This is a genomic window from Tessaracoccus sp. O5.2 (assembly GCF_964266725.1).
Lineage (GTDB): Bacteria > Actinomycetota > Actinomycetes > Propionibacteriales > Propionibacteriaceae > Arachnia > Arachnia lapidicapta.
The window spans coordinates 74,001-87,304 of sequence record NZ_CAXWGV010000045.1 but is presented as its reverse complement, the minus strand read 5'-3'; the positions used below and the strand labels follow the sequence as shown (position 1 = coordinate 87,304).

Genomic DNA, 13,304 nt, shown 5'->3' with positions numbered 1-13,304 from the left:
CTTCACTTAACTCTCCTCCAGTCGGGCGGGCAGGACGCCGCGGACGGCGTTGGCGACGACGAGGGTGTCCGCGCGGCGGAGTTCGTCGACGGTGAGGCGACGCTCCTCGATGCGGCCCGCGCCGATCAGCTCCGGGCGGGCGAGGATCTCGGCGCGCTGCACGCCGTCGAGGATGCCGAGGTCCAGCGGCGGGGTGACCCAGCGCCCGTCCACCAGCGCGAGGACCGACGTCCGCCCGCCCTCCAGGACGTACCCGTCGGCGTCGTACCCGATCGTGTCGAAGGCGCCGGCGTCCTCCGCCGCGCGGACGGCGTCGTCGTACTGCTGGCGCGCCGACGTCTTGTGGCGGGCCAGCGCGCCCGGGCGCCACGGGGCCTGGGCCAACCGGACCGTGACCTCGCCGGCCAGCGGCGCCAGCGGGCTACGGGTGACCGTGGCCGTGCCGTCGGGGGCGACGTCGAGCCCCACCCGCCAGCTGCCGACCCGCGGGGTCTCCGCGACCGCCCTGGCGACGGCGTCTCCCGGGTCCCCGAAGCCGAGCGCGCGCGCGGAGGCCGCGAGCCGGGACCGGTGTCGTGCCGCGAGGGGCGCCGCGCCGTCGACGACCCGCATCGCCTCGCGGAGGTGGACCGTCGGTCCGGCGTCGGTGGCGAACCGGGCCTTGGCGCGGCACTCGGCCCACTCGGCCGCCGCGGTGCTGTCGGTGACGATGCCCGAGCCCACGCCCAGCGTCGCGGTGCCGGCGGCGTCGATCTCGAGCGTCCGGATGACCACGGAGAGGTCCATGCGCCAGCCCAGCGGATCATCGGCGGGCTCGATGGTGCCGAGCGCGCCCGTGTACAGACCGCGCGCGGTGGGCTCGGCGGCGCGGATGAGCCGCATGCTGGCCAGCTTCGGCGCCCCGGTGATCGAGCCGCACGGGAACAGGGAGGACAGCAACCGCGCGGGGGTGGTGCCCGGAGCGAGGTCGCCGTGGACGGTGCTGGTCATCTGCCAGAGGCTCCCGACGCGCTCCACCTGGAACAACCGGTCGACGGCGACCGTCCCCGGCACGCTCACCCGGCTGAGGTCGTTGCGGATGAGGTCGACGATCATGAGGTTCTCTGCGCGGTTCTTGGGGTCCGTGCCGAGCACCGCGGGGTCCGAGTCCGCGTCGGCGGTCCCCTTCATGGGCCGGCTCGTCGCGACCCCGTCCGCGACGTGCAGGAACAACTCTGGCGACAGGCTGAGCGTCCATGCGGCCGCCGGGCCGGGGAGGCGCGCGAGGACGCCGAACTCGACGGGCTGCCGCGCGCGGAGCCGCGCGTAGAGGGCGGCCGGGTTGCCCACCACGCGGCCCGTCACCCGGTGCGTGTAGTTGACCTGGTAGCTGGTCCCGGCGGCGATCGCGGCGCGGATCGCCTCGACCTGGGTCGCGAACTCGGCCTCGGTCACATCCGGCGCGGTGTCGGCCAGCCAGCCGTGGCGGTCGGCCGGGAGCACCTCGCTCAGGTCCACGTCGCGGCGCTCGGCGAACCAGTAGAGCGCGCCCGGAGAGGGGTGACGCAGGCCCGTCTCCGCCTCGGCGAGGTCGTAGGGGAGCCAAGCCAGGCAGTGCTCACCCCGGTCCCAGCCGGCGGCCAGCGCGGCGTCGAGTCCGGAGAGGTCGACGCGATCGACCCTGGTCAGCCGCGTGTAGAGGGTCGCGCGGCCCGTGCGGGCGTCGTCGAGCAGCGCGAAGGGGTCCATGGCCGACAAGGGTATCGGGCGCGCCCGGCGGGACGGGCCGCCGGGTGGGGCGCGTAGGGGCGGGGTCTCGTACAGTGCTGCCCATGCTCATCGACGTGACCGACGCCGGGGACCCGCGACTCGTCGACTACGTCGGGCTGCGGGACGCGCAGCTGCGCCGGCCCGAGGTGTCGCGGTTCATCGCTGAGGGCGTCAAGATCATCGAGCGGGCCTTCGCGGCCGGGTGTACACCGCGCTCGCTCCTGCTGCAGCCGCGCTGGCTGCCCGGCCTCCGCGAACTGATCGACGCCTGGCCCGACGTCCCGGTGTACCTGGCGTCCGAGTCGCTGATCGAACACGTCAGCGGCTTCCACGTGCACCGCGGGGCGCTCGGCTCCTTCGACCGGCCGCGGGAGGCCGGCTGGGACGAGCTGCTGGGCGGACGACGCCTCATCGTGTGCGAGGACACCGTCGACCACGCCAACCTCGGGGCCATCATCCGCGTCGCGGCCGGCCTCGGCTGGGACGGCGTCCTCGTCTCACCCGGCAGCGCGGACCCGCTCTACCGGCGCGCCGTCAAGGCGTCGATGGGTTCGTCGCTCGCCCTGCCGTGGCGGCGCATGGAGGCCGACACGGACCTGCAGCGGCTGCGCGACGCGGGCTTCACGCTCGTGGCATCGACGCTGGCGCCCGGCGCCGTCGACCTCTCCGACCTCGAGCCCCCCGCCAAGACCGCTCTGCTGCTCGGCACCGAGGGACGGGGCCTGAGCGACGCCTGGTCCGCGGCCGCGGACCGCCACGTGACGATCCCGATGGCGGCCGGCGTCGACTCGCTGAACGTCGCTACGGCCGCCGCCATCCTGGCCTACGCCCTGCGCCCGTGACACACTGCGATGATGGTGCGCATCATCGTGAGGGTGACCGCGGCGCTGCTCAGCCTGGTGCTGGTCGGTTGTGCGGAGCCCGCCTTCCCCCGCGACCCGGACGACACGCTGGAGCGGGCGAGCGGGGGGACCCTGCGGGTGGGGGTGTCCGACCACCCGCCGTTCACCGAGGTCGCCGACGACGGGTCGGTCTCGGGCGACGAGGTGGAGATCATCGAGGGCTACGCCGAGTCCATCGGCGCCACCGTGGAGTGGCGCGACGGCGCCGAGAGTGAACTGGTGGAGTTGCTCGACCTGGGTCAGCTCGACGTCGTCATCGGCGGGATCGCGTCGAACTCCCCATGGTCCAAGCACGCGGCCTTCACCCGGCCCTACACGCGCGTCGTCGGGACGGACGGCAAGGCGCAGAAGATGGTCATCGCGGCCCGCCTGGGGGAGAACGCCCTGCTGACCAGCCTCGACCGCTACCTCATCGAGAAGGGGCTGCGAGCATGAGGCGCGCGGTGTCGTCGGTGCTGCCGCCTGAGCAGTCCGCCATCCTCGCCAAGGCGGTGCGGCTCGAGTGGATGACGCTGGTGGTGATGACCGTGATCATCGCCGCCGTCGGGATGGCGGCCGGTCAGTCCCAGGCCATGCGCACCGCCTTCGTCGAGGACTCGCTGGCGCTCCTGCCGCCGATCGCGTTCCTCATCGGGGTGGCGCGGGCGCGCAAGGGACGCAGCCCGGAGCACCCCTACGGCCACCACCGCGCCATCGCGGCCGGCCATCTCGTCTCCGCGGTCGCCCTCCTGGTGTTCGGCCTCATGCTGCTCTACAACGGCCTGTCGGGACTCGCCAAGGGGGAGCGGCCGCCGATCGGGGCGATCTCGCTGTTCGGCCAGACCTTCTGGTCCGGGTGGCTGATGATCGGGGTCATGACGCTCAGCGCCATCCCGCCGGTCATCCTCGGCCGGATGAAGCGCAAGCTCGCCGAACAGTTGCACGACAAGGTGCTGGCCGCGGACGCGGACATGCTCAAGGCGGACTGGCAGACCGGGCTGGCGACCGTCGTCGGGGTCACCGGCATCGGGTTCGGTCTCTGGTGGGCGGACTCCGCCGCCGCCGCGCTGGTCTCCATGTCGATCGTCAAGGACGGTTTCACCAACGTGCGCGGCGCCGTCGGCGCCCTGCTGGACCGCCGGGCCGCCCCGCTCGAGTCGGACGAGCCGGATCCGCTGATCGAGAAGCTCCGCGACGAGGCGCTGCGTACCCCGTGGGTCGCGGAGGCCGTCGTGCGGACCCGCGACATGGGCCACGTCTTCCACAGCGAGGTGTTCGTGGTCCCCGTGGAGGGCGCCAGGCTCCGTATCGAGGACCTGGAGGAGCTGCACGACCGGTGCCGGGACGCGGACTGGAAGGCCGTCGACACCGTCATCGTGCCCGTCGACGGCATCCCCGAGGGGCTGAGCGCGTTGGATCCGCGGAGCCGGGACTGACCCCCGGGCGCACACATGAGGGCCGGCCCCGCCTGGGGACCGGCCCTCTGCAGTGTGGGGTCAGCGCTGCGGACCGCCCCAGTCGGGCCGTCCGCCGAACCGGCCGGAGTTCGGTTCGGTCAGGGTGAGGCCGACGAGCACCGGGTCGTGGTCCGAGGACCGGTAGGGGTCGGCCGCCCACAGGTCCGCCTCAGCCGCCCCCTTGTAGGTGGTGTCGTAGTCGAACAGATCCGACTCGTCGGCGTTGATATGCCACGCCGCGCTCCCCGTGACGAAGCCGGCCAGCGACTCGTTGGCCAGGGCGTAGTCGAGGTAGCCGATCATGCCGTCGAAGACGTAGGAGTACGCCGCCTCGCCGCCGAACTTCTTCTCCAGGTCCGTGTACCCGGCCTCGACGAACGCGTCGATGGGCGCCTCATGGTCGTAGCTGTTGAGGTCGCCGATGACGAGCGTGCGGGCCTCGCCGACGCCCGTGGGGTCGGAGGCCAGCCACTCGATCATCCGCTCGGCGGCGGCCAGGCGCGTGCGGTTGCAGTTGCCGGAGCCGTCGCCGGTGTCGGGGTCCCCGACGCCGCATGACGAGCCCTTCGACTTGAGGTGGTTGACCGCCACGTTGACCTTCTCGGGGCCGCGGACCTGCTTGAACGTCTGCAGCAGGGTCGGCCGGTTGAGGTCGTCGCCGTAGTCGAGGGCCGCCCAGTCGCCGACGGGCTGCACCGTCGAACGCTTGTAGATGAGCGCCTGGATGATGGCATCCGAGCCGACCACGCCGGTGTTGACCGCCCGGTAGGTGTCGGCGCCCAGGTGCGCGTTCAGGGCCGTGACCAGGTTCTCCACGGCCGTGCCGTTGTTCTCGATCTCCATGAGACCGACGACGTCGGCGTCCATGGCCGCGAGCGCGGCGACGATCTTGGCCTGCTGACGCTCGAACTCCTCCACGGTGTCGGCGCCGCGGGCCTCCAGGTCGTCCGAGCGCAGGGTCGTGAAGTAGTTGAGCACGTTCATCGACGCGACCGTGAGGTCGCCGCCCACCTCGGGGACGTCGGGCCGCGGGTTGGCCGGGACGTGGGTGGCGCCCTGCGTCGGCTGGACCTTCCACGCGTTGAACACGTAGCTGAGCACGCCGGTGATCCCGGACACGCCGTCGCCGCCGCGGAAGTAGTTGTCGCGGGTGAACGCCTCCCCGTTGGGATGGATCGCCGGGGAGGGATTCTGGTCGGTGCGGCCGTCGTCGACCACCAGTCGGTTGGCGACGTTCACGCTCAGCAGGCTCTGTGCGGCCGGTCCCGGCTCGACCACGGCCGTCGGCGTGTGCTGTCGCGAGGTGCCGTAGACGATCTCGCCGTAGCGGTCGAAGTTGAAGTACTCGATGATCGTGAGTTCGTCGGGGAACCTCACGAGCATCCCCTCGTGGCGCTCGGGCGACACCAGCGGCAGGGTCAGGTCGAGGGGCGTCACCGGCTCGCCGGAGCCCAGCACCTCCACCGACGTGGGCGAGAGCTGCGTCTGGTTCCGGTACTCCGACACCCGGCCGGCGACCCGTACGTGCTCGCCCGGGGACACCGCGACACCGCCGCGGTAGACGAAGACGGCGTCGCTGGTGGCAGTGTCCCCGTCGCCGGCGTCCTGCACGAAGAAGCCGTCAAAGCCGCCGCTCTGGAAGTCGCCGGTGACGACGCCCTCGACGGTGACGTCCCGGCCCACGTAGGCGGCCCGGTCGGCCGTGCCCTGGACAGTCCCGATCGGCACGATCGCGGGTTCCTCCGGCTCTGGCGGGTCGGTGGGCTGGGTTGACCCGTCGCACGTGAAAGTGCCCAGGGCGCTGAACGCGTTCAGGCCCTTGCCGGTCCACTGGGCGGAGGGGTCGAAGGCATCCGTGGGGTCGGCGTCGACGACACACGCCGAGCGCACCAGCGTTCCGTCCCCCGTGCCGAGCAGCTCGGAGCCCCATTCGGTGCCGGGATCGTGGCCGACCTGGCCCAGCGAGTCGACGACCGTGGTGCCGGACCGGAGGACGACGGCGTCGTCGCCGTTGTACCAGCCGGAGCCGTTGGTGGCCTCGGCGAGCGCGAGCAGCTGCGCGTTCGCGGACGCGTGGACCACATGGTGGTAGCCGCCCGGGGCGACGGTCCCGGACAGGGTCAGGGTCAGGCCGGCGGACGAAGCGCCGTTGAGGAACATCTCGACCCGGTGGCCGGTGAGATCGATGGCCTGGGCCGTCGGGTTGTACAACTCAAGCGCCTTGTTGTTACTCCTGCCCTCGAACCGGTCACGCGGTCGCGCCGGGGGGAGTGGCATGCGTGGCCTTCGGCGACACGGGCCAGTCGTCGGGGTAGCGCCACGCCAGCTCGGTGACCTTGGCGTCGAGCTGGCGCCGCAGCCGCGCGGACAGCCGATCCCCGAAGACCGTGCCGTTGAGGTGATCGGTCTCGTGCTGCAGGCAGCGCGACAGGAGCCCGGTCCCCACCACCGTGACGTCGTTGCCGAAGGCGTCCTGGCCGGTACACACCGCCTGGTCGGGGCGGGCCAGCACCGCGTACCCGCCCGGGTAGGACAGGCAGCCCTCGTCGGCGGACTCCAGCTGCCGCGCGGCGCCCTCGGGCAGCGTGACCGTCGGGTTGCACACCACGCCGATGTGGATCGTGTCGTCGGCGTCGGGGCACTCGTAGATGAACACCGCCTTGCCGACGCCGACCTGGGTGGCGGCGAGGCCGACGCCCTCCGAGGCCCGCATGGTGGCGAACATGTCGCGGACGAGGGTGTGCAACTCCTCGTCGAACTCCGTGACGGGCTCGGTGGGCTGATGCATGACGGGAGTGCCCCAGCGGGTGATCGGCCTTACCTGGCCGCCCTGCGTGAGATCGTCCTCGGTCATCGTCATCCTCCAAGCATCGACGGCATTCCGGCTGCCCAGTATGCCGCAGGGTGTCGCTGGGGGGCACGCGCGGGGGTGTGCGCCACACTGGCGCACATGGAACTGCCACCCGGTTGGTCCGCGCTCCTGGACGACTACGTCGCGCACCTGGACGCCGAGCGCGGCCTGTCGCCGCACACGGTGCGGGCGTACCGCGGGGATCTCGTCGAACTGGCCCGCCACTGCGGCGTGGGGCCGGCCGAGGTCACGCTGCCGGCGCTGCGGTCCTGGCTGTCGGCGATGACCGACGCCGGCGCCGCCTCCTCGACGGTGCAGCGGCGCGTCGCCTGTGTCCGCGGCTTCTTCGGTTGGGCGCGCCGGGAGGGGCTGGTGGCCGAGGATCCCGCGGCGCGGCTGACAGCGCCTCGCCGGCGGCGCCACCTGCCGAGGGTGCCCAGCCGTGCCGACGTGGACCTGAGTCTGGCCTCCGTGAGCGCCCGGCTGTCGGAGGGCGACAACCCGCTCGTCCACCGCGACCTCGCACTGGTGGAGGTCCTCTACTCCAGCGGGCTGCGCGTGTCCGAGGCGTGTTCGCTGCGGTTGCGCGACGTCGACCGCGAGCGCCGGGCCCTGACCGTCCTCGGTAAGGGCGGCAAGGAGCGCACCGTGCCGCTCGGGGTGCCCGCGCTCCGGGCGCTGGACGCGTGGCTGCGTCGGCGGCCGGAGGTCGCCGGTCCGCGCAGCCCGGAGACCGTGTTCCTCGGCGCCCGTGGAGGGGCGATGGACCCGCGTGTCGCGCGGCGGGTCGTCCACGCCGCCACCGCGGGGGCGGGCAGGGGAGCGGAGACGGGGCCGCACGGCCTGCGGCACGCGATGGCGACGCACCTGATCGACGGCGGCGCGGACCTGCGCAGCGTCCAGGAGATGCTCGGCCACTCGTCGGTGGCCACCACGCAGATCTACACGCACGTGACCTCCGAGCGGTTGCGGCAGGCCTTCCGGCAGGCGCATCCCCGGGCCTGAGAGTCGTCGCCCTCACCGGCCCAGGGTCAGCGGGTCGATCAGGTCGCCGTCGCGCCATGCCATCCAGTGCAGATGGCACCCCGTCGACAAGCCTGTGGAGCCCACCCGGCCGATGCGTTCGCCCGCCGCCACCCGCTGTCCTTCCCTCACCTCCAGCCCGGGTAGATGCGTGTACGCCATCTGGAGTCCGGCGCCGTGGTCGATGCGGACCCGGAATCCGTAGGCGGCGTGGAAGGACGCATCGACGACGACACCGTCGGCCGGCGCCGCCACCGGCGTGCCGCACGCGGCCGCGAGGTCCACGCCGTCGTGGAGCTTGACGACGCCCGTGACCGGATGGCGCCGCGTGCCGAAGCCCGACGTGATCCGACCGGCGACGGGCCGGCCCCCGACGGCGGCCACCCGCGCCGCGGCGAGCGGGGGCGGGGTCTGCGGCATCGCGCCGTGGGGAAGGAGGCGGATCGTGGGCGTGGCGGCGTACTGGAGCGGGTCGAGGTGATCGACGCCGTCGGTCAGTCCCCAGTGCAGACATGCGGTGGCGCAGTGGCCCGCCAGCAGCGTCCCGATCGGGTCCCCGGCGCCGACGACGTCGCCCTTCGCGACGGTGGCCCGCACCGGCTGGTAGGTCGTGCGCCACCCGTTGCCGTGATCGACCGACACGGTGCCCACGCCCGCGACCGACCCGGCGAAGTACACGCGTCCGGCCGCGGCGGACGCCACCGTCGCACCGGCGCGCCCGGCGAGGTCCACGCCCCGGTGGCCGGCGGCGTACCTCGAGGCGAGCGTGTCGAAGCCGCGTGTCACCGCCCCGGTCAGCGGGCGGTCCAGCACGAACCCGGCGTCCGCGACGGCCGCGCCCGCCCCCGGCGCGGTCAGAGCGAGGGCGAGGAGGACGGTGATGAGGAGGCGTCGCATGCCGCCATCGTGTGCGGCCGGCGGCCCGGAATGCCGCGCGATCCGTCGGCCTGTGGACAACTCGGCGACCACCGTCGACACGAATGACAGGGAAACGCGCCCCTCGGCGGGCTGCGCGGGCTCGAGAGGGCAGTTCGACGGCGTGTCGTGCGGTGAAGCGGCGGGATGAACCCGTTTGGTGGCGGGGCGCGGCACTGGCTACGATGGACCCCGCAACCCTCGTGGGTTGACATCGCATGCGCTCAGCGGGAGATCCCGTCGGCTGCCGCGTGGTCCCCCTCCCCGGAGGTGGGTGCGGACGCCGGGCGCATCAGGCAGGCCCTCACGGGCCATCGTAACCACCGTGTGAGCGCGCGCGCTCACCCAGCCAGGCGGGTCCGCCCGCCGCGAAAGGAACGGCCATGGCCGTCGTCACCACTCGCCAGCTCCTCGAATCGGGCGTGCATTTCGGGCACCAGACCCGGCGCTGGAACCCCAAGATGAAGCGGTTCATCTTCGCGGAGCGCAACGGCATCTACATCATCGACCTCCAGCTCTCGCTGCGCTACATCGACAAGGCGTACCACTTCGTCAAGTCCACCGTCGCGCGCGGCGGCCAGGTGCTGTTCGTCGGCACCAAGAAGCAGGCGCAGGAGGCCATCGCCGACCAGGCCACCCGCGTCGGGATGCCCTACGTGAACCAGCGCTGGCTGGGCGGTATGCTCACCAACTTCCACACCGTCACCAAGCGCATCCAGCGCCTCAAGGAGCTGGAGGGCATGGACTTCGCTGACGTGCCCGGCTCCGGCCTGACGAAGAAGGAGCTCCTGCAGCTCGAGCGCGAGAAGAACAAGCTCGCCAAGACCCTCGGCGGCATCCGTGACATGGCCCGCACCCCGCAGGCCGTCTGGATCGTCGACACCAAGAAGGAGCACCTCGCCGTCGACGAGGCGCGCAAGCTGAACATCCCCATCGTCGGCATCCTCGACACCAACTGCGACCCCGACGAGGTCGACTACGCGGTGCCCGGCAACGACGACGCCATCCGCTCCGTCGCCCTGCTGACCCGCATCATCGCCGACGCCGTCGCCGACGGCCTCATCGAGCGCTCCGCCGGTCGCGGGGGCGAGCAGGCCGTCGAGGCCGAGCCCATGCCCGACTGGGAGCGCGAGCTGCTGGGCGCTGAGGGCGAAGCCGCCGAGGCCGCGCCGGCCGAGGAGGCCCCCGTCGCCGAGGCCGCCGCGGAGGAGAGCCCCGCCGCCGCGGAGGAGACCCCGGCCGCCGCGGAGGAGGCCCCCGAGGCCGACGCCGAGGCCGCGGTTGAGGCGCCTGCCGCCGAGTCCACCGACGCCAACTGATCACTCGAACAGACGGGAAATCCAGCCATGGCTATCACTGCCGCTGATGTGAAGAAGCTCCGCGACGCCACCGGCGCGGGCATGATGGACGCCAAGAAGGCCCTCACCGAGGCCGAGGGCGATTTCGACAAGGCCGTGGAGCTGCTGCGCATCTCCGGCCTGGCGAAGGCCGCCAAGCGGGCCGACCGCGAGGCCACCAACGGCATCGTCGCGGGCCGCGACGGCGCGCTCATCCAGTTCGCCGCCGAGACCGACTTCGTCGCCAAGAACGCCGAGTTCGTCAGCCTCGCCGACGACATCCTGGGCGCCGTCCTCACCTCCGGTGCCTCGGACGTGGCGTCGGCCAACGAGGCGTCGCTCGCCTCCGGCAAGAAGGTCCTGGACGCGGTCCAGGAGCTCGGTGCCAAGATCGGCGAGAACCTGTCGCTCGTCGCGGTCGCCAACTTCGACGGCGACACGCACCTGTACCTCCACCGCCGCGCCGCGGACCTGCCCCCGCAGGTCGGCGTGCTGGTCGAGTACAAGGGTGACGAGGCGCTCGCGCACCAGGTCGCCATGCAGATCGCCGCGATGTCGCCGCAGTGGGTGACCCGCGACGAGGTGCCGGCCGACATCGTCGAGAACGAGAAGCGCATCGCCGAGGCCACGGCCAAGGAGGAGGGCAAGCCCGAGGGCGCCATCCCGCGCATCGTCGAGGGCCGCGTCGGCGGCTTCTACAAGGACGTCGTCCTCGTGGACCAGGCCGCGGTCTGGGAGGACAAGAAGTCCGTCGGTGACGCACTCAAGGCCGGTGGCACCGAGATCGTGCGCTTCGTCCGGTTCGCCGTCGGCGCCTGATCACCCGTCCCAGCAGCGGACGACACAAGTGAAGTAGAGTGGCGTGCGCCGCGATCCGAGTAGGGTCGCGGCGCACGTCCATGTTCGGATCGGTCGGAGTCGAGGAGTCACGTGGCATACCATCGGGTGCTGTTGAAGCTGTCGGGCGAGGTGTTCGGCGGCGGGAAGCTCGGAGTCGACCCCACGGTGGTGTCGGCGATCGCCGCCGAGATCGCGGAGGTCGTGCGGGGCGGGACCCAGGTCGCCGTCGTCGTCGGCGGCGGGAACTACTTCCGCGGCGCGGAGCTGTCGCAGAACGGCATGGCCCGCGACCGGGCCGACTACATGGGCATGCTGGGCACCGTCATGAACAGCATCGCGCTGCAGGACTTCTGCGAGAAGGCCGGCATCGAGACCCGCGTCCAGTCGGCCATCAACATGGCCCAGGTCGCCGAGCCCTACATCCCGCGGCGCGCCGAGCGGCACCTCGAGAAGGGGCGGCTCGTGATCTTCGGCGCCGGGTCCGGCATGCCGTACTTCTCCACCGACACCGTCGCGGCGCAGCGTGCGCTCGAGATCGGGGCCGAGGTGCTCCTCATGGGCAAGCAGGGCGTCGACGGCGTCTACAACAAGGACCCGCAGCTCCACCCCGAGGCCACGAAGTTCGACCACCTCACCTACGACCAGTTCCTCACCGAGGACCTGAAGGTCGCCGACGCCACCGCCATCTCGCTGGCCCGCGACAACAACCTCAACATCGTCTTTTTCAACCTTTCCACCCCGGGCAACATCGGGCGCGTCGTGGCCGGCGAGCCCATCGGAACCCTCGTCTCGCGATAGACCCACCGAGAATCACAGGAGCACACATGATCGCCGACGTCCAGAAGGAAGCCTCGACCAAGATGCAGCACGCGGTGGACCACGCGCGTGAGGATCTCGCCACGATCCGCACCGGCCGGGCCCACCCCCAGATGTTCAACAAGATCACCGCTGACTACTATGGCGCCCCGACCCCGCTGCAGCAGCTGGCGACGTTCACGTCGCCGGATCCCCGGTCGATGATCATCACGCCCTTCGACCGCAGCGCCATCGGCGCCATCGAGAAGGCCATCCGCGACGCGGACCTCGGCGTCAACCCCAGCAACGACGGTAACGCGGTGCGCGTCGTCATGCCGCAGCTCACCGAGGAGCGCCGCAAGGAATACATCAAGATGGCCAAGTCGAAGGCCGAGGACGCGCGCGTGGCCGTGCGCAACGTGCGCCGTCACTCCATCGACCAGCTGAAGAAGCTCCAGAAGGACGGCGAGATCGGCGAGGACGACCTCTCCCGCGCCGAGAAGGCGCTCGATGCGAGCACCAAGAAGTTCGTCGAGAGCATCGACGAGCTGTTCAAGCACAAGGAAGCCGAGCTCCTCGAGGTCTGATGACGGGACAGGCAGCGACGACGCCCGCCTCGAAGGCCGGACGGGATCTCCCCGTCGCCATCGGGGTGGGCATCGCGCTGTTCGTCCCGTTCGCGGTGGGCCTCATCTGGTTCCCGTGGCTGTTCATCCTGCTGGTCGCCGTCGCGCTGACGGCCGCTGCCGTCGAGGTCCACGGCGCGCTCCTGCGCAAGGGGATGCGCGCCGAGATCGTCGCCATCGCCATCGGCACCGCGGTCAGCGTGGTCGGTGGATACCTGGCGGCGGTCACCGAGCTGCGCGTCACCCCGACGGCGTTCGTCATCATCTGCCTCGGCGCGACGATGATCGCCGCCCTGGGCGCACGGCTCCTCCGGGGCCGTGAGGGCTTCATCCGCGACATCGCGGCCAGCTCGCTGCTCATCGCCTACATGCCGATGCTCGGCATGTTCGTGCCGCTGCTCATGACGGCCCCGGCGGGCCAGCTGCGCGTCCTCACCGTCATCGTCATCGTCATCGCGGCCGACACCGGCGCCTACGCCGTCGGATCGCTGCTCGGCCGCCACAAACTCGCCCCCGAGATCAGCCCCGGCAAGACGTGGGAGGGACTGGCCGGCGGTGTGACCGTCGCCACGGGCTTCGCGGTGGCCGCCGTCGCGTTCCTGCTCGACGGGCCTTGGTGGGTCGGGATCCCGCTGGGTATCCTGGTGAGTCTCGCCGCCACCATCGGCGACCTCGTCGAGTCGCTCATCAAGCGCGACGCCGGGCTCAAGGACATGTCGAACTTCCTCCCCGGCCACGGCGGGGTCATGGACCGGCTGGACTCGATGCTCGTCGCGTTCCCGATGGGGTGGCTCGTGCTCCATCTCGCCCTCGGCGGGTGACTCTCCACG

The 13,304-nt window shown here is 71.8% G+C and carries 13 protein-coding genes; 9 read left to right on the top strand and 4 right to left on the bottom strand.

Annotated elements, in window-relative coordinates; translation table 11 throughout:
* Window positions 1-6: 6 nt before the first annotated feature.
* A complete protein-coding gene (locus ACFQPD_RS11480) occupies window positions 7-1,728 on the bottom strand; it encodes a chorismate-binding protein (protein WP_385900801.1) in 1,722 nt (573 codons plus the stop codon).
* Between the two features lie 77 nt (window positions 1,729-1,805).
* Between ACFQPD_RS11480 and ACFQPD_RS11475 the strand changes: the two genes are divergently transcribed.
* The 3 genes from ACFQPD_RS11475 to ACFQPD_RS11465 are packed head-to-tail and all read left to right on the top strand — an operon-like array spanning window position 1,806 to window position 4,066.
* The gene (locus tag ACFQPD_RS11475) at window positions 1,806-2,591 is read left to right on the top strand and encodes a TrmH family RNA methyltransferase (protein ID WP_385900880.1); all 786 of its coding nucleotides are present in this window, start codon (window positions 1,806-1,808) and stop codon (window positions 2,589-2,591) included.
* A 12-nt stretch (window positions 2,592-2,603) separates the two neighbouring features.
* Window positions 2,604-3,086 carry a substrate-binding periplasmic protein gene (locus ACFQPD_RS11470; protein WP_385900799.1) on the top strand — a complete coding sequence of 161 codons (483 nt, stop codon included), beginning with the start codon at window positions 2,604-2,606 and terminating at the stop codon, window positions 3,084-3,086.
* Window positions 3,083-4,066 carry a cation diffusion facilitator family transporter gene (locus ACFQPD_RS11465; protein WP_385900798.1) on the top strand — a complete coding sequence of 328 codons (984 nt, stop codon included), beginning with the start codon at window positions 3,083-3,085 and terminating at the stop codon, window positions 4,064-4,066. The genes ACFQPD_RS11470 and ACFQPD_RS11465 overlap by 4 nt, the downstream gene beginning before the upstream one ends.
* 60 nt (window positions 4,067-4,126) lie before the next feature.
* Here the strand turns inward: ACFQPD_RS11465 and ACFQPD_RS11460 are convergent, their stop codons facing one another.
* On the bottom strand, window positions 4,127-6,364 hold the full coding sequence (locus tag ACFQPD_RS11460) for an ExeM/NucH family extracellular endonuclease (protein ID WP_385900796.1): 2,238 nt from the start codon (window positions 6,362-6,364) through the stop codon (window positions 4,127-4,129).
* The gene (gene def, locus ACFQPD_RS11455; RefSeq protein WP_068752555.1) at window positions 6,336-6,941 is read right to left on the bottom strand and encodes a peptide deformylase; all 606 of its coding nucleotides are present in this window, start codon (window positions 6,939-6,941) and stop codon (window positions 6,336-6,338) included. The genes ACFQPD_RS11460 and def overlap by 29 nt, the downstream gene beginning before the upstream one ends.
* A gap of 96 nt (window positions 6,942-7,037) precedes the next feature.
* Between def and ACFQPD_RS11450 the strand changes: the two genes are divergently transcribed.
* Window positions 7,038-7,943 carry a tyrosine recombinase XerC gene (locus tag ACFQPD_RS11450; RefSeq protein WP_385900794.1) on the top strand — a complete coding sequence of 302 codons (906 nt, stop codon included), beginning with the start codon at window positions 7,038-7,040 and terminating at the stop codon, window positions 7,941-7,943.
* A gap of 12 nt (window positions 7,944-7,955) precedes the next feature.
* Here the strand turns inward: ACFQPD_RS11450 and ACFQPD_RS11445 are convergent, their stop codons facing one another.
* A complete protein-coding gene (locus ACFQPD_RS11445) occupies window positions 7,956-8,858 on the bottom strand; it encodes a peptidoglycan DD-metalloendopeptidase family protein (protein ID WP_385900792.1) in 903 nt (300 codons plus the stop codon).
* A gap of 401 nt (window positions 8,859-9,259) precedes the next feature.
* Here ACFQPD_RS11445 and rpsB point away from each other — a divergent pair, with 401 nt between their 5' ends.
* The 5 genes from rpsB to ACFQPD_RS11420 all read left to right on the top strand — a co-directional run bounded on the left by rpsB (window position 9,260) and on the right by ACFQPD_RS11420 (window position 13,295).
* Window positions 9,260-10,195 (top strand): 30S ribosomal protein S2, encoded by a 936-nt coding sequence (gene rpsB / locus ACFQPD_RS11440; protein WP_068752558.1) that lies wholly within the window; start codon window positions 9,260-9,262, stop codon window positions 10,193-10,195.
* Between the two features lie 27 nt (window positions 10,196-10,222).
* Window positions 10,223-11,032, top strand: a complete 810-nt coding sequence (gene tsf / locus ACFQPD_RS11435) for a translation elongation factor Ts (protein ID WP_068752559.1) — start codon at window positions 10,223-10,225, stop codon at window positions 11,030-11,032.
* A gap of 111 nt (window positions 11,033-11,143) precedes the next feature.
* On the top strand, window positions 11,144-11,851 hold the full coding sequence (pyrH, locus tag ACFQPD_RS11430) for a UMP kinase (protein WP_353081689.1): 708 nt from the start codon (window positions 11,144-11,146) through the stop codon (window positions 11,849-11,851).
* Between the two features lie 29 nt (window positions 11,852-11,880).
* Window positions 11,881-12,435 carry a ribosome recycling factor gene (frr, locus tag ACFQPD_RS11425; protein ID WP_385900879.1) on the top strand — a complete coding sequence of 185 codons (555 nt, stop codon included), beginning with the start codon at window positions 11,881-11,883 and terminating at the stop codon, window positions 12,433-12,435.
* Window positions 12,435-13,295 carry a phosphatidate cytidylyltransferase gene (locus ACFQPD_RS11420; protein WP_385900790.1) on the top strand — a complete coding sequence of 287 codons (861 nt, stop codon included), beginning with the start codon at window positions 12,435-12,437 and terminating at the stop codon, window positions 13,293-13,295. Before frr ends, ACFQPD_RS11420 begins: the two co-directional genes overlap by 1 nt.
* The last annotated feature ends 9 nt before the right edge of the window (window positions 13,296-13,304 follow it).

Coding starts and splice junctions, on each gene's coding strand:
- ACFQPD_RS11480 (WP_385900801.1), bottom strand. CDS start 1,728: ATGGACCCCTTCGCGCTGCTCGACGACGCCCGCACGGGCCGCGCGACC.
- ACFQPD_RS11470 (WP_385900799.1), top strand. CDS start 2,604: ATGGTGCGCATCATCGTGAGGGTGACCGCGGCGCTGCTCAGCCTGGTG.
- ACFQPD_RS11465 (WP_385900798.1), top strand. CDS start 3,083: ATGAGGCGCGCGGTGTCGTCGGTGCTGCCGCCTGAGCAGTCCGCCATC.
- ACFQPD_RS11460 (WP_385900796.1), bottom strand. CDS start 6,364: ATGCCACTCCCCCCGGCGCGACCGCGTGACCGGTTCGAGGGCAGGAGT.
- def (WP_068752555.1), bottom strand. CDS start 6,941: ATGACCGAGGACGATCTCACGCAGGGCGGCCAGGTAAGGCCGATCACC.
- ACFQPD_RS11450 (WP_385900794.1), top strand. CDS start 7,038: ATGGAACTGCCACCCGGTTGGTCCGCGCTCCTGGACGACTACGTCGCG.
- ACFQPD_RS11445 (WP_385900792.1), bottom strand. CDS start 8,858: ATGCGACGCCTCCTCATCACCGTCCTCCTCGCCCTCGCTCTGACCGCG.
- rpsB (WP_068752558.1), top strand. CDS start 9,260: ATGGCCGTCGTCACCACTCGCCAGCTCCTCGAATCGGGCGTGCATTTC.
- tsf (WP_068752559.1), top strand. CDS start 10,223: ATGGCTATCACTGCCGCTGATGTGAAGAAGCTCCGCGACGCCACCGGC.
- ACFQPD_RS11420 (WP_385900790.1), top strand. CDS start 12,435: ATGACGGGACAGGCAGCGACGACGCCCGCCTCGAAGGCCGGACGGGAT.